Below are 18,550 nucleotides of genomic sequence, written 5' to 3' on the forward strand. Positions count from 1 at the left end.
ATAATTAATACAAATAGCAAAGGAGTTGACATAAAATGAATATTCTTATAATTGGAAACGGATTTGATCTTGCTCACAAATTGCCGACAAAATATACTGATTTTTTGGATTTCTTAGGAAATGTACGTGTTCTGAAAGAAATTCATCCAGAAGAAAGAAAAAGACTCATTCGCAAAATAGATAAAGATATGAAACAATATCTATTTACTGATGAGAATAATTTTAATATCAACTCAAAGCGCTCAGTATATATAGACGAAATATACCAATTATTAAAAGACAACATTTGGATAAATTGGCTTTATCAAAGAAGAGCAGACAATGAAATACTTGGGGAATATTGGGTTGACTTTGAAACTGAAATATCTGGAGTAATACAAAGTATTGAGCAGTTATCCCCTATTTTATCTGAAAGTTCTGGCGTATTTAACTTAATTGGTATACAAGCTAAAGTTTTTACATTTTTTATAAAAAAATACTATACCGAACACAAAAGCCAAGATGCAACTATGAAGTATTTAAAAGAAAGATTACTTCTAGATCTTAATAAACTTATTAGATGCTTTGAAATTTACTTAGAAGATTTTGTAAAAAATATAGACAAACGGTTATTGTCATTGGACATATATAATCTTAAAGTTGATAAAGTTCTAACTTTCAATTATACTAACACCTACCTTAAACTATATAATGATGATGTCGAGTGTGATTACATACATGGCAAAGCTGATATTAATAATACAATGGTAACTAACAATATGGTATTGGGCATAGATGATTATCTCAATGAAGATGAAAAATTCACCAACACAAATTTTATTGAATTTAAAAAATATTATCAGCGACTTATAAAAGGGACAAATTGTGACTATAAAAAGTGGATAGATGAGATAAATCACACTAATTACATTATAAAACATAACATTTATATCTTTGGTCATTCTTTAGCAAGTACTGATCGTGATGTTTTATTAGACTTTATAGAAAATGAAAAAACAATCATTACAATCTACTATAATAACAGCAATCAGTACAGCGAACAAATATGCAACTTAGTTCACTTAATTGGACCCGATAAGCTTAATGAATGGGTTCATCAGGCAAAACCAAAGATAAAATTTGTAAAGCAGCAACCGATGATAAACATAGATGATTCAGGATGGCGAATAATGAGGGATATAAGAGACTGTTCTGAATTATTTAAACTATCTGAACAAGAAATAGAATATAGAATAAACGAAATAAAAGACCATTTAGGCAATAGCGATAAAACATATTTCAGACAACAAAGAAATGTTATCGACTTGTTTGTAGCCATAACCACGAGTGGTTATATCGACAATAATCTAACAGATCAGATGTTAAATATGGCAAAAGATCTCTATGGCTCTACAAAAAACGAGACTTACTCGCCTTCTGAATTCAAGAGAGTTGGTAATTCACCTCAAAGATACCAAAAAATTATTTCAAATTTCATGGATTTAGTAAACACATACAATGCCGATAAAAAAGCAAAGTCATATCATATATCTGATTCTGATAGCTGTGAAAAAATATTTAGCCTCTTGGAAGCGGGAATTAAAATTGATGAACAGCAAGCAATTTCATTGATTGAAGATATAATAAAAGGATCAAACCATTCATATGGATCAGATGAAGAGATGTGGAGGTGTGTACTCCTTTTGAGATATTATGTAAATCCAGAAAAACTTATAGAAATAATAAGTAATCACATATCTGGAGATAACAATTTATATCGCATAAAATATACTTATTTGCTAAATTTACTCAAAGAGAAAGGATACTTTGATAACATTTATTAGCTGAATATTAGTTAAAGTGATATCACTAAGCTCTTAGTTATATTAATTATTTAAAAATTATAATTGTTGAAAACATCATAGAGGAATGATAAAATGAGTAAAAAACGTATTATAGTTAATAACATTTCTGAGTACATAGACATAATCCATAAATTAAATAAGGTAAAAGGTCAAAATACACTTTTATACAGAGGGCAAAACAATTATAAATATAGCATAATTCCGTCAATATGTCATAATCTTCCGAATAGCAAACAGACGTATTTAGAATTTGAATCTAAGTTAATAAGACAAGCCAAAAACAAATACCCCGAAATATTTGGGACCGCAAAGAATGATTTGGAACTACTTTCAAGGCTTCAACATTATGGCATTCCTACGAGATTGTTGGACGTTACATCTAATCCGCTGGTTGCGCTTTACTTTGCCTGCAAAGATAATGGAAATTCAATAGATGACGGTGAGGTTATAGTTTTTTCTTACGATAATTTGTCATATGGTGATGATCAAGATACCATTGCTTTGTCAAGCTTTTATAAATTTGACTATAAAATCTCGGTAGAAAAATTTATGAAAATTAATGGATTAGATTATAGGGTAACTCCAAATATGCATTCATCTGGAGTTGACGAATATTGCAATTCACACTATAAACCAATATGGGCACAATTACCGGAGTACACTACTCGACAAAAAGCTCAAAGTGGAAGCTATTTGATTTTTCCTAATGAAATTGTCTATTCCAATTATGTAGAATCCTTTGCAGTAGTGAATGAAGATTTTTGTTTTATTAATAACATCAAAAGCTTATCTAAGAAAGACACATTAATCAAAAAGCTGATAAGAATTCCAAAGGAAGATAAACTTGATATTTTAAGTCATCTCGAATCTCTTGGTATAGACGAATCTACATTGTTCCCTGAAAATTTGGATATTGGTTGCAGAATGATCAAACAAAATATTGGCTTATAACAAAAAAATCAGCCGCCTCAGACCCATAAAAGTCCGAGACGGCTGAAATTCTACCTACTTAATCTTCTTTGTAATCTCGTCGCTGAGCTTCTTGATGAAGTTCACGCCTGCAATGCCGTTCTCGCTGTACCCCCACTTTTTCAGCAGGGTATTAACTGCCTTTGCAGTACCTTTTCCATATGTACCGTTCTTGTCCATACCTACGTTGTGAAGCTTGACCGCCTTTGCAATAAGCAGCAGCTCCTTGAGCGCAAGCACACCGTTTGTTTTGTTGCCCTGCTTGTAACCTGTCTTGTCAAGCACTTTCGCACTTATCTTGCTCTGCTTCTTTGGTCTCAGGAAGCCTGCAATGTGGTCATAAGTATGCTTGACCTTAGTGCAGGCTTTTCCGCTCCAGTTCTGGTCATACGAATAAAAATAACTCGTGTTGCCCTCACCGGTGCAGATTGCTATGTGACCCCAGCCACCATTCAACGTGCCTGACCATATCGCTACATCGCCCTTTTTCGGCACGAAACTTGGCGTGTTCTTTACCTTTGTGAAATTCGCTTTCAGCCAAGTATTTTTGTCAAACAAATCCCAAAAGTGATGTGCGTCATACCAGAAATTCTTGATACCTGAGCCGAAGACCTCGTTGAAATATGCCGTTGCAAGGTCTACACACTGTTTGCCTGCTGCGCCGTCATAGTTAACAGCTACACCATTGTGCTTCTTGATAAACTCATCATATGTCATTTTCTATTCCTCACTTTCGTTTGTATCTTCGTTTGTATCCACTTTGTTTTCCACTGTGATTTTCAGTTTGTGTACGATTTTCACCAAGAATGACGGCAGTGGTATACCTATCACCGCAAGATTTTCCAAGATAGAAATACACTCGTTGATGATAAACCATATCGTCACGATAAGGCCAAAGTAAAAGCTGACGTTTACCTCAATGCCTATCTGCGAAAGTCCTGAGATAAAGAGCCAATCAAGTACGCCTGACACCGCCACCACAAATATGTAGCCGACCTTTTTGAAAAGCCCTTTAAGACCGACACGGCTTGAAAGTTCGCCCCTGTTCCATGCTTTCCACATTCCTGTAATGTAGTCAATGATCATCACAAGAACCAGAATGACTATAGGTATCGCCATGACACGGAAATACGCTGACAGCCCTGCGGCTATTGCTGATATGATGATTTTTGCTGTGTTTTCTTTCATTACTGTTCCTCGCTTTCGTATGTTTGTCCCGTGATTGTTGTATACTCCTCAGCCGTGATCCACTTGCCGACGGCGGCGTTTACCATAGCAACCGACCACAAACGGCTGTCATAGTACCTCTTGACCTTGACGTAGTTCTTACTCATCACCGCTCACCTCCAATTCTACACCGTTCAGCATAGCCAGAAAATCGACGTTTGCCTTTATCCTGTCTATCTCGGTGACCTTTGGTTTGCTGAAATTATCTTCCGTCAGCCCTGCGGCTTTCATCATTTTCTTCTGTAGCTCCGTCATGTTGTATCTCCCACTTCTGATAGTTTCACGATATACTCTTCTTCGTTCGGAACAGGTATGCGATAGCTGTCGTTGCTGCTTCTGAACGTGATTGAACCGCCTGCTTCGACCTCAACGTTTCGTAGAAAATCATCAGGTATCAGGTCTGAAATGTCGGTGACGATAGGGGTTTCCAATTCGTAATATAGCATTACGCCCTGCATTGCCTGTTTGAATGCGGTAGCGTCGGTGTAGGCGGTGTTCCGTATAGTTATATAATCATTTGCTGTTTTTACCGCAGAAGCCTTCATGTTATCGGTTTTAGTCGTTATATCATTGAAACAAACTATGTCATATTTTGCGACAACTATATTTGGAACGATTCCGAACGATTCAGAAAATTTTCCTGTTATACTATCAGCAATCGCATAGAATCGTTGCTGTTCGGGTCGATATGACCATGCCAGCGTCCCCAAATCAACGCTGCTCACGCACTGAACGTATCGTTTATTCTCATAATCAACGTAGTTTCGTGCCGTTCCTGCACTCCAACCGTAGCCAGGCAGTGCCCTAATGGTTTCTGGGATTGGGTAAACGTTGCTGTGGTAGGGGGCGTAGGCTGGCATGGTATCTGATTTGTATATACCATCCACAAGCATTATATCAAATGCGTCAGCTATTGATTGCATGGTTTCTTTGTTACCTGGATAACATGCCACCATAATTTGTGTTGAATCGGTCATATCCCTAGAATTTGTTATAGTTTCTCTGACACCATTCGATGTAATCAGCCAGTTTGCCATTGTGTTGCCATGAACATACACAATTCCAAACGACACATTTGTCGGACACGTTTTTTCGTCTTTCAGGGCTATTTGTAGTGTTTTATTTGTGTCAATTTCAAAACCGTAATACAGACCTAATGCTGCACATTTTTCAACATCAAACAAATTTCGTCCCTGCTCCACAACCTCTGTCACCCCAGCACTAACAATTTCCCCGTCAATGACCTCAGAATGACCGCCTATTGACTTCACGCTCATCAGCTTACCACCTGTAGGCACTGCTTTCTGATACGCCGTTTCGCTGTCCGTTTCAAATTTATGGGTCACACCCTGACCGATGGAATACAGTGCGTCCACACGCCTTTGCAACTCTTTATCCGTCAGCTTTACGTTAGCTATTTCAGCTGTATTCTCGGCTATCTTCCCGACAGCCGTCACATAATCATCAGGCAAACTGTCAGCCACCGCCTGTGCTGTCTGCGCAGCGGTTTCAGCGGCTGTTCTGTCTTCTGCGACCTTAGCGGCATTTTCTGCCACTGTCGCCTTGTCAACCGTGACCTGTTCCGCCATTTCCTGCACCGCCTGTCTGTCTGCCGCAGTGCTGTCAGCATTGGTCTTAGCAGTTTTAGCGTAGCCTGCTGTTATATTCTTATCAGCTGTGGTTTGCTGTGCCGCCGTTGATGCTTGGGCTGCGGATATCTTTGCGGCGTTCTGTGCAGTGACCGCCTGCTGACGTGCGATTTCTGCACCCTGCATGGCGGTGTCTGCCTGTGTTGCGGACGTTTCAGCCGCCGCCTTTGCGGTCTCAGCACGGCTTGCCGCCTGCGTTGCCGTATCGGCTGATACTCCTGCGGCTGTGGCAGATTTCTTTGCGTCCTCAGCAGACGTTGTCGCTGTTTCTGCGGCGGTGACGGCTGTCTGCATATCTGCGTGCGCCTGTTTACCTATGGCGTCTATGCGGTCTAGTGCGTCCATCGCCACATCAGGTGACGGCACGGCATTATCACCGATAGCCGCACCTATTCTCAGACGGAAAATGCGTGATTTTTTAACTAAAATATACTCATCGCCTGACAGTTTTTTTGCACATATCTGACAGCTGACTGTCTGCGCCGACCGCAAGATATCAGCAGTAGGCGTCCATGTGCCGTCTGTGATATCGACCTCATAGGCAGTGCCGTCGCCGTAGTCTATCGTTAACACATAGCGGTCTGCGCCGTCTACTGTCAGCCCTTCGACCGACACAGGACGGGCATTAGTTTCACCGACATAGCCCAGCAATGCAGTGTTCAGTGTTACGTCATAATCTGCATTTAATGTTATCGTCATTTAATCACCCCTCTTTACTCTATTGCAATGTAGTCAACATAGTATGTTCCTGTTGGAACGGTTTCCAATGTTGGCCCGTTATTAGCTCCCATGCAGACACTCATATAGTATGACGTTCCTGACCCATAAACGTGGGTGCAGTAGTTCTGATATGGTGTTGGTGTGTCTGTCTGCCGTAGCGTTGCTATTACCTGTTTAGGTGCAAAGGTCAGTCCAAGCGGTATCTGCATCAATGGATTCGCTTTCGTCATCTTGTATTCCACAGTGCCATAGTGTATCTTGCCGGCTCGGCTCAGTATTTCATCGATTTCCTCACCTGCGTGTTGCATAGGATAGTCATTTTCTGTGATGTCTTGTGTCAATGTCAAATTTTCATCAGCCATTATCTCGCCCCCTTAAAGCTGTTCTTCAACGCTCAGACCTACCGCAGAAATGTCTGCTGAAAGTCCGCCGTCAAAGGTAAATCCTAAATTCGTTATTGGTATGTCATAGCTGTCTGCGCCGTTGGTGTAGGTCACCACGTCACCTATGTCGAAACGTGGGTCACCAAGTCTGTGGTATAGCTCAGTGGTGTACCACGAAAAACCTCCTATCCTGCGCCACAGAGATTGCAAAAGTGATTCGGTCATGTATGGATTTTCAAATTCCAGCACACGCCCTCGTGTTGTATCTGTCACACCAAGCGACAGCGTTACATCATCACTCACTTTGCAGATAATGCCCACGATAGCGTTCTGCCTTTCAGACAGTGTTGGCAGGTCTATTGTGTTGTTATCCAATGTTTTCACAGACTTGCCATACCACTTTCGGACGTACTTTCCGTACCTGTCAACATAACCAAACTGACCTTGTGCAGAGGAAAGATAAGACAACATTTGGCGCATGGTCACGTCCTTTGGCACTGAGCTGACCTTGAAATAGAAATACTTTGAGTACAGCACCTTGCCGTTCTTATCTATCAGCCTTCTGCCGTTCTTGTCACGCAGTAGTCGCACCTCTGTGTAGTCATTGCCGTTCTGCAATCCTAATTGTCTGCAAATGTCGTCCTCGACTGCTTTATTCCAGTTTGGCATAGGTATGTGAGGTACATATGACTTATCCGAAAAGTACAGCCTGTCCGCCATTGTCAGCTGGACACTGCCGCCCGATTTCTTTGATTTTACGCAGGTGAAACGTCCCATTGGTATCTTTTCGTCTGAAAGTATGCCGCTAGTTTCGTAGTCTACGAGATATAGATATGTGTCATACTCTTTGCCGAGAAACGCTGTTTCAGTGGCACTTATGGTCATGTTCCACGATTGCGAACACACGGCACCCAGCTCGATGTCGTCGGAAAGGCTTGTTGCCTGCATGGAGCTATCAGCTGACATAATGCTGTCACCTGATATAACGCCCTCTGCATTCTCTATCCACAGTCGCCAAGTACGGCAATAGCTCTCAATACGCTGTGCCACAAGCTCCCCTGTTTTGTACATTCAAACGCCCCCTTACTGCATTATCAAGTCCACCGCAACGCCTTTGCAGAACTGTTTATTCTCGTCCCAGCCAAAAACCTCATAAGTTGGGTCGCCTGCGTAAACGTCAAAGGTGCTTTCCTGAAATGTCTCATCAAGGAGCGTGATACTGAAAAACGGACTGTCAACGTTGGAGATATACTCATTGAGCTTTGCCGTCTCCTCGCCTGTGAGATGATACCATTTCAGCGTGACAGTTTTCTTTATGGCTCTTATATCGCCCACCATTTTGCAGTTAGCCGTCCGCCCTGCATTGTTCGACCATATCTTGTTGTTTGTAAAGCTCACTTCCGCAGGTGTGGCGACCCTTTCGCTGCCGAATATAAGTCCTCTGCTTTTCATTTTCTGCACCTCCTATGCCCTTATGGGCGACCTGCCGTTGCGCTTGATATAGTCGTTGATATCATCAATAACTATCTGTGTGATAGTCCTGCCGTTGAGAGTCAGCGGTATGGTAACACTTATCTTCTGGTTGCCCCCCGCTCCGCCGTATGACACAAGAGCCTGCAAAACAGCCTGTGTGATAGTATCCAGCGGTGCCTCGATATTCGTGCCACGCTTCTGATCGCCCAGAACTGCAAGAAACTCAGAGTTCGGCGGTATCACTGCACCTTGGGCAAGTTTGGGTATTTCGGGGATATCAATTTGGCTTAGATCAAAGCCAAATGTCTGACCGCCAAGATCACCGGGAAGCCAATCAGGCGTCGTGAAGCTCAGCTCGTTTATGCCGTCGATTATCCAATTCAAAGCGTCCTCAACTGCACCTGTCAGACCATTTATAAGCCCGATTATCAAATTAATAGGTGTTTTTGCTATGTCAACAAGTGCGTCCCATACGCCTTTGAAGATCTTCTTTACACCCTGCCAAGCTTTTTTCCAATCACCGGTGAACACTCCCGCTATGAACAACACAACGCCTTTAAGTGCTGAAATGATGTTCTTCACGGCGTCAATTATATTGCTTATGACATTGCCCACTGTCTTTATTATCTTACCAAGCACACTGCTGACTATCGGTCCGAGTATGCTCACAAGCCAGTTCACAACGGGTGCTATGGCTTTGTTGTAAATGCTCAGAACGCTTGTGATAAGTGTTCCAACAAAGTCGAGAAACTCATCAAGCAGAGGTTTCAAGTGCTCCGTCCAAACGCTGTCAGCCACGTCCATGAGCTTGTCAAACACAGGTTTCAAGACTGTTTCCCACAGGTTGAGGAATACGTTCTTTGTGGTGGTTATACCCTCGTTTATGCCGTCAAATATAGGCTGTCCCCACTCGTTCCAAAAGTCTGAAATGCTCTGCCAAGTATCGCACCACAGTGTTTTCAAGGCGTTCAACACAGGCTGTGCAACGCCGTTCCACAAGGTATCGAAGATCTCTTTTATGTTATCAAACAGTACGCCGAGAGTGTTCCATACCTGCGTGCCAAAATCCGCCATTAGGGGTAATCCTACAGTGAGAAAGTTTTGCAGTATAGGGAACACTGCCACATTCCAGATATCAGAAAACACCTTGTTGAAGCTGTCAAAAAGTCCTATGCCTATCTTGCCAAGCGTGCTGAAAGCGGTCTGCATAAGCGGTGTAAAATCGTTTATAAAATAAGCTTTGAGCGGTTCGGAAAGCGACTTTATATCGCTGAAAACGCCGCCGAGTATCTGAGCAAGTTCAATGCTCTCTCTTTCAAGTCCGCTCCATATATCAGCGAAAATAGGCTTAAAATTCTTATCAAGATAGTCTGCAAGCTTTTCAAACTGAGTTCTTGCTGATTTGAAAAAGTCAGACAGCTTTTTATTTGCCTTTCCCGCATCCACCTCAACGCTAGTCCCGGAAGGCTGCATTATCTCCCCAGCTCCGCTGACCCCAGTGCTATCTGACTTGCTCTCATCATTCAGCTTGTTCATCTGGTCAAAGCTTGCAAGAGATCCTTCCTGTGCCTCCTGAGTCTGTTGTGCATTGTCGGCTATATCGCTGTAATTATCCGCCGCCTGAGAGGTGCTTTTCACTATGCTTTGAGCCTCGTCTGCACTGTTGCTTAGTTCAAAGCCGAACGCCTCTGAAAGTGACCTCGCTGCCCCCTGTGCCAAAGATATAAGCTGTGAAAGCAGACTGTTTATCGCCTTGACAGCAGGCAGAAGAACGTTCATCAGCACAGTGCCGATAGTCGCTCCGAACTCTTTCCATTGTTCAGAAAGTATTCTTGTCTGGTTTGCCCAGCTGTCAGACGTCTTTGCAAAGTCGCCCTGTGCAAGAGCCGTTTGCGACATAACGTAATTGTATCTCAGCTGGACTTTTTCAGCCTGCGACATATCGGCAGTTGATTTCGTGATACCCTTTGAAAGTGCATAAGCCTGCAAATTGGCGTCCGTCATAACGATACCGAACTGTTTGAGGGTCTCAGTTTCGCCTGTAAAAATTGATTTCAGCGCTGTGCTTGCCACGTCCTGACCGACATTATAAAACGAAGCCATATCCGCAGACAGCCCCGTAAGAGCCATAGCCATATCGCTTGCACTGTCATTGGCAAGACCCATTCCTGCCGCCATTGCCATGAAGTTTGAGCCTGTCTGCTTTGCGGTGAGCTTTGAAATGCCGTAGGTCTTAACAGCCGTGTCAGCGAAGTCCTCCATTTTCTGCTTGGACTCTCCGAAAGCCGTATCAACAACGTTCTGAACTTCCGCAAGGTCTGAGGCTGTTTCTATGGATTGCCTGCCGAAGTCCACAAGCTTCTTGACGGAGAATGCAGCTGTCAGAGCCATTGCAAGGCTTTTAAGCTTTGGCTTGATATCCCCCACCATATCGGAAAGACTTTTCAAGCCCTTTTCAAAGCCCTCTTTGTTTATGTTGGTGTCAAAATTCAAGCACCCGTCAGCCATTGTCATTCACCTCCCGTCAGTTGTTTCAGAAACTCTTTGTCCTCGTTTTCAGCCCTCTGCTCTTCTGCTGAGAGCTTTCGTTTAAGGTCTATCATATTGCGGTGGTTTCTGTAAAACTCCTGCTCGTATTTTTCAAGCTTTTTGCCCTTGTTAAGCTTTTGCCGTATGCCTATAACAGACGAAAAAAGCCCCTCGCCTATCTCATTGAAATAGCCAAGAAAAGTCCACCAATGAAGATATTTTACCGTCCTCGTTTCAAAGCCTGCCGCCTTGTTCACCGCAGGAAAAATAATACTCTCGTCCTGCTCCCAATCAATAGTCTTTGCAGGCTGAACGCTCTCCTGCGGAACATCTCCACCACCCACAAACCAATAAGCCTTGTTGACAGCCTCCTGCAAATGCTCTCGTGGGATATCCTCAGCGTAAAGGCATTTAAGACACACATAGCACTTTTCACGCTCGTCAAGTTCAGGGTCTGCAAAGGCTGAATAGATCCGCAGTATGGCCCGAAAATCTGAGCGTATGGCATACTCTCTGCCGTCTATTTCAAGGGCTGTTGGCAAGTTGCCTATCATTTCAGCAGCTCCCTAAGCAGAGCCTTTTTGTCCTCGTCAGAAAGCTCCGCCACGTTGACCACAGGCTGAGCAATATGTTGATGAGCGATAACAGGTGCGGTGTACTTCTCCGCCTTTTCTTCGAGCTTTATCTGAGCCGCCGTCTGTGCTGACTTTATCTCCTGCACCACCACAACAAGAAGCGCTTCAAGGAAGTTCACAAGCACAGGCTTGCCGTTTGAAGCCACAGAGAACACGTTCACGCTTCCGAGCGCCGCCGTACACACATCGGTTCCAAATATGTCATTGACCATTTCTCTTGCACGCTGGTCATACTCTTTGAGAAGCTGAGTTCTGTCCTCGTTCTTCTCACGTTCTGACACTTCTTCTGCGATATTGTCAGCCTTGCTCATAGCGTCCTGTATCCTTGTGATGATACCAACGTCTGACACGTTTATCCTTATAACTCTGTTCTCGTCGCCGTTTATAGCGTACTCTTTGTAATTGCCGCTGTTAAAATCTATTGACTGCATTGACATTTCTATCGTCCTTTCTGTATTATGGCAAACAAAAAGCACTCCGCTCTGAACGAAGTGCTTTCATATGTTTGTCATATAGTTTATTCTTCCGTAGCCTTTGCAAACGTTGGCACGCCTGCCGCAAAAGTGACAGAGCCTTTCACTCTGTTTCCTGCAAAGGTGCAGTTGAACGGGATATTTACGCCCCCCTGTGGTCCGCCATAAGACTGCGGCTTGACTATGACATCTTCCGTCCATGCGTCATACGCACCTGTGGTCTTGTCAACGATGACTTCAAGTACGCTTGTCTTGCAGGCATCACCGGTAAGACGATTCATCATGATATCCTTGAGCTTTTCGTAAAGTGCGTCACCGGGCTTTGCATAGAATGTGTCAAGGTCGAACTCAGGCTCATAGCCATTGTCCTCAACTGTGGTTTCATCAAGAATATTCTTCTTTGTGGAAGTGTCAGGATTGAGCTCCACACTTGCGTCCTCAACGTCCTTGCCGAGAAGATACCAGCTTGGTGATGAAGCGACCGCTGCGAATGTAGTGTCAAGATAATGCAGAAGATGACTTCTGTTGAGCTTTCCACTCTTGTATGAATAATCAGGCATATGTTTTCCTCCTTTTATATCTGATACTGTGCCGCTATCTGCAATTGATACTGCACAGTATCGTTCGTATTTTCATTTGGTATTGCGTATATCATTCCGTTTGCACAGGTGAGCTTTTCAAGAACGCCTGTCCTTTCCTCGCCCTCTGTTATGGTAGTGAACGTGGTATCTCGGTGCTTGTCTGCATAGCTTTCAAGCCACATCTGCAATTCAAGCAGCACACCGCTGTTTGACATTCTGTCAAAGTCGTTCATAGACTGATACACAGCATAGAGAATGAAGTTATGCTGTCTTGTCTGACCGCCCAGAATATCAGAGCTTATAAGGCTGTCGCCTGTTGAGGACAAGCCGTAATTTGTTGGCGTATCGTCGGTAAAGTCGATATGGATATCGTTGCAAACCTCCGATATTTTCGGAAACTGCTGCAAGATATCTTTCACAAGCTCGATTATGTTCATTTCGCTTTGCCTCCAATTATCGCCGTCGCTCCTCTGAGTATTTGCTGTTTCTTGTCGGCTTTCATTCGCTCAAACCAAAGCTTACCGGCAAGTGGCTCTTTAAAAGTGCTGTAAACAAGGTCTTTGTCCGTCAGCACTTTCTTTTCACCCTGTCGGGCGTATGCCGAGCCTGTAACAGATGATACCATAAGCTTGCCGTAATACTGATAGCGTGCGTAAGGTGCAAGATACTGTATCTTGCCGCTGCCTATTTTTGTGCCTCTCGTGGCAGACTTTCTCAGATTAGTGCTGAGGGTAGGTGTATACTTCACCATATGCCTTATGCACTCGGCGTCAATGAACTTTTGAGCCTTATCAAAGCGATCTGAATACTTGCCTGCAAAGGACTTATCCCAAGTGATAGCCCTGCTGTCCATAGGCTGACCTATCTTCATTTCACGCTCACCTCCATATGTGGCAGACCGCCGAACATATAATCATCAATGCTCATTACCGTAACAAAGTCATACTCCGCACGGAACATTTTCATGCTCTCAGATATGCTCTGCGGCGTTTGATTATCGAACTCAAACTCGCATTTTCCTCTCACAAGCATATCCTTTGCAGGGGTTTTCGGTGCATTATCGTCATAGAAATACACCCTTGTGCTGTCTGAGGTCTGCATACCGCTTTTCACGATACTTCCCGATTTATTCTCACACCAGTAAACTTTCTCTGCATACTTCCGCACAAATCCCTCTGTCTGCTTGTCGAAAAGATACACCGTGCAATCGCTGTTTGCAAGCATTTACCTCACCCCCCTGTAAAGCAGCCCTGTTCCGCTGAGCCATTTGTACACGATATCGTGAACGGCTCTGTCAGCGTTCTGCCTGCGGATATCTGAGCTTTCATATGACTTTGACCAACCCCCAACGCTTTCGGAAGATACCCCCTGAGTGCCGCCCTCCTGCTCTGCCTTGAAGATATTCTCCGCAAGCTCGCAGCAGCACATTTTCACTTCTTCGGGGATATCGTTCTCGTCAACGTTGTCAAAGGTATATTGCTTCATAAGGCTTGTGGCTTGCATTGCATAGAAGTCAAAAGCGGCAGATATGTCAGGCTCTCTGCCGCAAAGATAAACGCCTATATAATAGCTCTCGCTTGCATATGCTTTCATACTGCCGCACCTCTTTACTTCTTGAATCTTGCAAGCACTACCTTTGACTGGTCTGAGATAGCCACAGTGTAATGCTTGTCAGCAGATATATCTGTGCAGCGCTTTGTGCTTCTTCTCTCTGTTTCAACGTTGGTGTCACGCTTGAGGTAGATAGTCAGAGCTGATGTTTCGTCCTCTGTTTCAGTATCAGCGTTGAGCTTGATGATAGGGCATATGTAGAAAGTGCCAGCTTTGACAGCGGCGTTCTTTACAACATAGTCACCCACCTTTGGAGCGTAGCCATCTGCACAAGGCGTTACTGAGCCGAGCTTTATCTGAGAAGCAGTTGGTGAAGATGTGCTGTCCGCAACAACTTCCTTTGCACCCTCTGCATCGCTGTCAACTCTCACATACTGTTCTGGGATAGCCTCGTTAAGTGAAACTTTCTTTGACGGAACGATACGGCAGTTCGCTATTTTGCCTATCTCGCCTGTCATGACCACATTGCCGTCATACTTATCGGCAGAAATGAAGTTCGGGTCCTTTCTAAGCTGTGAGTTCTGATGAGGATTAATAAACATAGCCTTTTCGGTGTTCAGTTCCTCATTGAACTTGTCAACAGCGTCAACAATGCCGCTGTAAGAGATAGCAGAAGCCGAGCCGTCATAGATGAGCTGGGCTTTCATAAGTGCGTCCATGCTGTCTGCGTCCACCTTAGAAGCGATAGACATTGCAAGCTGTGAAGTCGCCTGACCCGCAGGATTGCCATAGCCGCTGAGAAGAGCCTCGTCGGTTATCTCCACCGCTTTCATGGCTTTCTTTACCTTAGCCTGAGTGGAGTCTGTTTCAAGCTTGACAGTTTCGGCTTCAACGCCCTCTGCAACATCAACTGCGTCGCCGATATACTTATACTGCGGCACTGTGATAGTGTCGCCAGGCACGCCAACGAGTGTTCTGTCTATCTTCGCAAAGGGAGATACAGTTATCTTAGACTCTATCTTTGCGTCGATCATATCACTCATTACCTCAGGGTCGATAAGGTCGGTGATCTTTGTCTGCTCTGCGAAATACTGCATAGAAATTCTAATGCCATTTGTCATTTTCATAATATCCTATCCTTTCAACTGTTCGTATTTTTCGGGGTCTGTTCGTTTAAGTTCCAACCTCTGCATATACCCCATTTTTGCAAAGGTTTCCTTGCTCACTTCACCTGCGGCGGGCGTCCCTGTGGGAGCAACCGGGTTCTTGATAGGCTCGGAGCTTTCAAAAAGATAATCGTTATCTTTCTTCACGTTCTCGATAGCCGTCTTGATATCCTCAGCCTGATTTTTGGAAGCTTTGAGAGTTTCCACATCAAGCAAAGCTTTAAGAGCCTTGACGTTTCTTGCCTTGCTTGCCGAGATAGCGTTATCAAGGGTAGCGTCAAACTCCATATCAGATATCTTCGCCTGATACTCGGTATCTTTCTTAGCAAGGTCAGCGGTGAGCTGTGCGACTTTGCCGTTAAGCTCCTTGACGTCCACGCCCTCAAATTCTTTGAGAGAGTTCTGTGCGGTATCAAGGCTGTCCTTATAGTTATCACGCTCCACCTCAAGGCGGCTTTTCGCCTTTTCAAACTCAGCCACAGTCTTATAATTCTCTGCCACCTGTTTTGTGATGTCCTGTTTCTTGTCCTCAGGGATAACGATACCCAGAGCGGCAAGGATCTCAAAAATGTTTTTCATATGTTTGTCCTTTCTACATAGCTTATATACCGCCCTGTCTGCGGTGTGAAAGTCTGACAGTTTAACGTCATATCAAGGACGAAATGGTATGAAAAAAGCACCCGTTAAGGTGCTTAGTTCCGATATTTGGGTATAAAAATACCGCCCGACCTTAGTCAAGCGGTAAAATTATCATTTGAAATACTCTGTAAGTTCAACTTCTGAATCAATGTACACAGCGTCAATATAATAACTGTTGTGTACGATTATCTTCTTTCCGTTTAATTCATATATCTGCGTTTGCGAGCCGTCAACATCTGTCAGCATATCGGACCGTTCAATGCCTGGAATATGCTTTTCCAATGCCGCACATTGCTTATCAAAAATTTCTTTGTCCGCAGCCGTGCAAATATTGTATTCATATTTCTTCATTGCGATCCTCCAATCCATACCTTTTATCTACTGATCTTCGTGTTTTTACAGCGGTCTTCAAAGTGTCTGCTACAGCATCTTCTCTGCTCATGTTTTTTCGTGCCATTTTATCTGACACCAAGTCTTCAAAAGAAATGATAGGGTCTGTCTGGTCAAGGGCTTTACGAGCTTTTTGATCTTCCATTAACTCTCTTGCCTGAAAGCGATACTTATTACGCAGTTCACAAGCTTGTCTTGCCTGTTCTTCAATAGACTTGCTTTTGTCGATAAGCTGAGGGATATTTTTGTTATGGTGTCTGTACCACTTTCGCACGTCTATATCAGACATCTTACCTTTCATATCAATTATATCACTGTAATCTTTTTGCGTCAAGTCTATCTTGGTTTTTCCCACCCCGATATTCCCCAGTCCGTCGGCATTCACACGCTCTCTTTGCTGAGGCAGACCCATTGCTTTTGAAAACCTTGTATACTCTTGGGAAGTGCCACGATATCGGCAGCGTGCGTTGATGATATCTTCCTCATCAGCACCTGCCTCTTCAAGAAGATGTATCTTCTGTCGCTGGGCTCTCATTGCAGTTTCAAGCTTTCTTTGTCGCTGTAAAGCTTCATACTTTGTGTACTCTTTATCACCGTACTTAACAGGCTTGTTCTCCTCTGCATTCATCTGTGCAAGCTCCTCATCTGTATAGGAACGCTCAGATATGCCGGGGATAAAGGGGTAATAATCGTGATAGCAATTCGCTCCGCACAGACCTGTCACAGTACCAAGACCGCAGATAGTTTCAAGTTCTTTTTTGCTGTAGACCTTGCCCTGCCATTCTTGATGAGAGGGTCTTGCTCCGCTGTGCCAAGTGACTTCAAAATAGTCCGTGCCAAGCTCTTTGGCGTTGTCCTCATTCATTTTTGCGGTTAGCTGTGAAAGCCCTGTCATCACCGAACGCCTTGCGGCTACGTCTGCTCTGTTGCTCCAGCCTGTGGCATAGTCCACAGTGCGAAGACCTGAGTTCGTCATATCCGAAATGACTTTCTTTATGATCGTGTTATAGTCGAACGCTCCGCTTGCTATGCCCATTATGGCGTTGTCAAGACTCTGCTGATAGAAGTCTGCCGCCTGCGTGAATTTAAGTTTGCCGTCAGGCTGTTTTACTGCAAATCCGAGTGACTGAGATATGTTTTTAAGCTCCCCCGAAGTCTGCTCCGATACAGCCGACAGCAGCCTTTGCAGGCCCTCATTTTCTTCAAGGGGTATCCGTGCCTTGCCTTTGGTCTTGTATATGCTATCGTCCCATTCATAGCCTTTTTGCAGGATATCATTGTACAGCTCTTTTATCTCAGCTTTGGAGAGGTCAAGGTTATCGGCAATGGCTTTCTTTATCTCACGCTTGTATTCTTCAAGTCCTGCGATAAAATCCGCCTGTCTTAACTGCGGTGAGAACTCGTGATAAAAGTCACCGCTCGTGCCAGCCGACACGTTTACCCCTCTGAAAAGCCGTTCATTGAGCTTAGGCATTTCTGCACACTTCTTACCTGTGAACGGGTCTTTCACAGGTCTTAGCACAGCCTCGTCAACGTCTATTGCACGCTCCCCAGATTCAAACTCCCAATCGAGCCTGCCGAATTGGATATCAGCTTTTCTTATGACTTCTTCCGCCCCTGCGAACACCGATACTCCTGAATGTGAACCGTCAACTGTATTGTCGATAGGGTTGACATAATAGCCGAAAGAGGGTCGCAGCATAAGGGGATAGGCTATCTTAGGGATAAGCTCCGCCCACTCTGCAACAGCCGTGAGAGGTATCTCAGCGCCGAGGGACACGCCGTCATTGGAACGGAAAGCTCTGTTTGTGATAGTCAGCCCTTTTTCATAGTCCAGAGCGTGATATTCAAGCCTTATGCGGTAATCATTATCGCCCATGCGTTTTATTTCAGGGAAAATGACCTTTATAAGCCTGCCGTTCACGTCATACTCCACAGGAATAAATTGCGACTGTGGAACATACTGCACCTTATCAGCACCCAGCGGTTTTATTATCATTGCTCCTGTTGCAAGACCTCTTTGCAGATTTTTGTTGAGGTTTTCAAGGGCGTTTTTCATTATGGCATCAAGCTTATCGTTGGAAACTTTCAGGGTCATTTCATTGATAGCCGTGTTTGCAAACTCCCTCACAACAGCGTGTTCAAGCCGCAGAGAGTGAACTCCCTTGGGTGCTGCATTACCTGCATACATTCTATCCCACTTGTCAATAGCTCTTATCATACTGTCCGTCACGGCGATATCAATGCCGTAAACGCCCTTTATATCTGACTTTGAAAGCATTCTGCTTATCCACTCCCTTATTTTTGAAATAATGCCCATA

The 18,550-nt window shown here is 44.0% G+C and carries 22 protein-coding genes; 2 read left to right on the forward strand and 20 right to left on the reverse strand.

Translation table 11 applies throughout. The annotated features are described in order from the left end of the window. Positions 1–35 precede the first annotated feature (35 nt). Together AB5627_RS05270 and AB5627_RS05275 are read left to right on the forward strand one after the other, a co-directional pair. A complete protein-coding gene (locus tag AB5627_RS05270; RefSeq protein ID WP_333635087.1) occupies positions 36–1,823 on the forward strand; it encodes an AbiH family protein in 1,788 nt (595 codons plus the stop codon). 93 nt (positions 1,824–1,916) lie between these two features. After that, positions 1,917–2,795 (forward strand): FRG domain-containing protein, encoded by an 879-nt coding sequence (locus tag AB5627_RS05275; protein ID WP_022287982.1) that lies wholly within the window; start codon positions 1,917–1,919, stop codon positions 2,793–2,795. Positions 2,796–2,849: 54 nt separating this feature from the next. Here AB5627_RS05275 and AB5627_RS05280 read toward each other — a convergent pair whose 3' ends face one another. From AB5627_RS05280 to AB5627_RS05375, 20 genes are all read right to left on the reverse strand, one after another. Beyond that, entirely contained in the window at positions 2,850–3,530 is a 681-nt protein-coding gene (locus tag AB5627_RS05280) for a CHAP domain-containing protein (protein ID WP_215650328.1), read from the reverse strand. Positions 3,531–3,533: 3 nt separating this feature from the next. Next, the gene (locus AB5627_RS05285; protein WP_265290770.1) at positions 3,534–4,001 is read right to left on the reverse strand and encodes a phage holin family protein; all 468 of its coding nucleotides are present in this window, start codon (positions 3,999–4,001) and stop codon (positions 3,534–3,536) included. Then, a complete protein-coding gene (locus AB5627_RS05290) occupies positions 4,001–4,147 on the reverse strand; it encodes an XkdX family protein (RefSeq protein WP_368369710.1) in 147 nt (48 codons plus the stop codon). The genes AB5627_RS05285 and AB5627_RS05290 overlap by 1 nt, the downstream gene beginning before the upstream one ends. Then, entirely contained in the window at positions 4,140–4,295 is a 156-nt protein-coding gene (locus AB5627_RS05295) for a hypothetical protein (protein ID WP_368369711.1), read from the reverse strand. The genes AB5627_RS05290 and AB5627_RS05295 overlap by 8 nt, the downstream gene beginning before the upstream one ends. Then, a complete protein-coding gene (locus AB5627_RS05300; RefSeq protein WP_368369712.1) occupies positions 4,292–6,388 on the reverse strand; it encodes a hypothetical protein in 2,097 nt (698 codons plus the stop codon). Before AB5627_RS05300 ends, AB5627_RS05295 begins: the two co-directional genes overlap by 4 nt. Positions 6,389–6,402: 14 nt before the next feature. After that, positions 6,403–6,756: a hypothetical protein gene (locus AB5627_RS05305; protein WP_278650055.1), complete on the reverse strand. Its 354-nt coding sequence runs from the start codon at positions 6,754–6,756 to the stop codon at positions 6,403–6,405. Between the two features lie 27 nt (positions 6,757–6,783). Then, positions 6,784–7,863: a hypothetical protein gene (locus tag AB5627_RS05310; protein ID WP_265290750.1), complete on the reverse strand. Its 1,080-nt coding sequence runs from the start codon at positions 7,861–7,863 to the stop codon at positions 6,784–6,786. A 12-nt stretch (positions 7,864–7,875) separates the two neighbouring features. Next, positions 7,876–8,244, reverse strand: a complete 369-nt coding sequence (locus tag AB5627_RS05315) for a hypothetical protein (RefSeq protein WP_022288104.1) — start codon at positions 8,242–8,244, stop codon at positions 7,876–7,878. 12 nt (positions 8,245–8,256) lie between these two features. Then, positions 8,257–10,773, reverse strand: a complete 2,517-nt coding sequence (locus AB5627_RS05320; protein ID WP_022288103.1) for a phage protein — start codon at positions 10,771–10,773, stop codon at positions 8,257–8,259. A 2-nt stretch (positions 10,774–10,775) separates the two neighbouring features. After that, positions 10,776–11,348 carry a Gp15 family bacteriophage protein gene (locus tag AB5627_RS05325; protein ID WP_022288102.1) on the reverse strand — a complete coding sequence of 191 codons (573 nt, stop codon included), beginning with the start codon at positions 11,346–11,348 and terminating at the stop codon, positions 10,776–10,778. Next, positions 11,345–11,866, reverse strand: coding sequence for a hypothetical protein (locus AB5627_RS05330; RefSeq protein WP_022288101.1), 522 nt, complete (start codon positions 11,864–11,866; stop codon positions 11,345–11,347). Before AB5627_RS05330 ends, AB5627_RS05325 begins: the two co-directional genes overlap by 4 nt. Before the next feature lie 80 nt (positions 11,867–11,946). Then, a complete protein-coding gene (locus AB5627_RS05335; RefSeq protein ID WP_022288100.1) occupies positions 11,947–12,462 on the reverse strand; it encodes a hypothetical protein in 516 nt (171 codons plus the stop codon). A 14-nt stretch (positions 12,463–12,476) separates the two neighbouring features. Continuing rightward, on the reverse strand, positions 12,477–12,920 hold the full coding sequence (locus AB5627_RS05340; RefSeq protein WP_022288099.1) for a hypothetical protein: 444 nt from the start codon (positions 12,918–12,920) through the stop codon (positions 12,477–12,479). Then, positions 12,917–13,354, reverse strand: a complete 438-nt coding sequence (locus AB5627_RS05345) for a minor capsid protein (RefSeq protein WP_022288098.1) — start codon at positions 13,352–13,354, stop codon at positions 12,917–12,919. The genes AB5627_RS05340 and AB5627_RS05345 overlap by 4 nt, the downstream gene beginning before the upstream one ends. After that, on the reverse strand, positions 13,351–13,707 hold the full coding sequence (locus tag AB5627_RS05350) for a DUF6751 family protein (RefSeq protein WP_022288097.1): 357 nt from the start codon (positions 13,705–13,707) through the stop codon (positions 13,351–13,353). The genes AB5627_RS05345 and AB5627_RS05350 overlap by 4 nt, the downstream gene beginning before the upstream one ends. Continuing rightward, positions 13,708–14,076: a hypothetical protein gene (locus AB5627_RS05355; protein ID WP_022288096.1), complete on the reverse strand. Its 369-nt coding sequence runs from the start codon at positions 14,074–14,076 to the stop codon at positions 13,708–13,710. Positions 14,077–14,090: 14 nt separating this feature from the next. Next, positions 14,091–15,161, reverse strand: coding sequence for a N4-gp56 family major capsid protein (locus tag AB5627_RS05360; RefSeq protein WP_022288095.1), 1,071 nt, complete (start codon positions 15,159–15,161; stop codon positions 14,091–14,093). A gap of 6 nt (positions 15,162–15,167) precedes the next feature. Further along, positions 15,168–15,779, reverse strand: a complete 612-nt coding sequence (locus AB5627_RS05365) for a phage scaffolding protein (RefSeq protein WP_368369713.1) — start codon at positions 15,777–15,779, stop codon at positions 15,168–15,170. 171 nt (positions 15,780–15,950) lie between these two features. Continuing rightward, positions 15,951–16,190, reverse strand: a complete 240-nt coding sequence (locus AB5627_RS05370) for a hypothetical protein (RefSeq protein ID WP_022288093.1) — start codon at positions 16,188–16,190, stop codon at positions 15,951–15,953. Further along, a complete protein-coding gene (locus tag AB5627_RS05375) occupies positions 16,177–18,549 on the reverse strand; it encodes a phage minor capsid protein (protein ID WP_368369714.1) in 2,373 nt (790 codons plus the stop codon). The genes AB5627_RS05370 and AB5627_RS05375 overlap by 14 nt, the downstream gene beginning before the upstream one ends. Between the last annotated feature and the right edge of the window lies 1 nt (position 18,550).

This window comes from Ruminococcus sp. RTP21198st1_G1_RTP21198_201120, assembly GCF_040924265.1.
GTDB lineage: Bacteria > Bacillota > Clostridia > Oscillospirales > Ruminococcaceae > Hominimerdicola > Hominimerdicola aceti.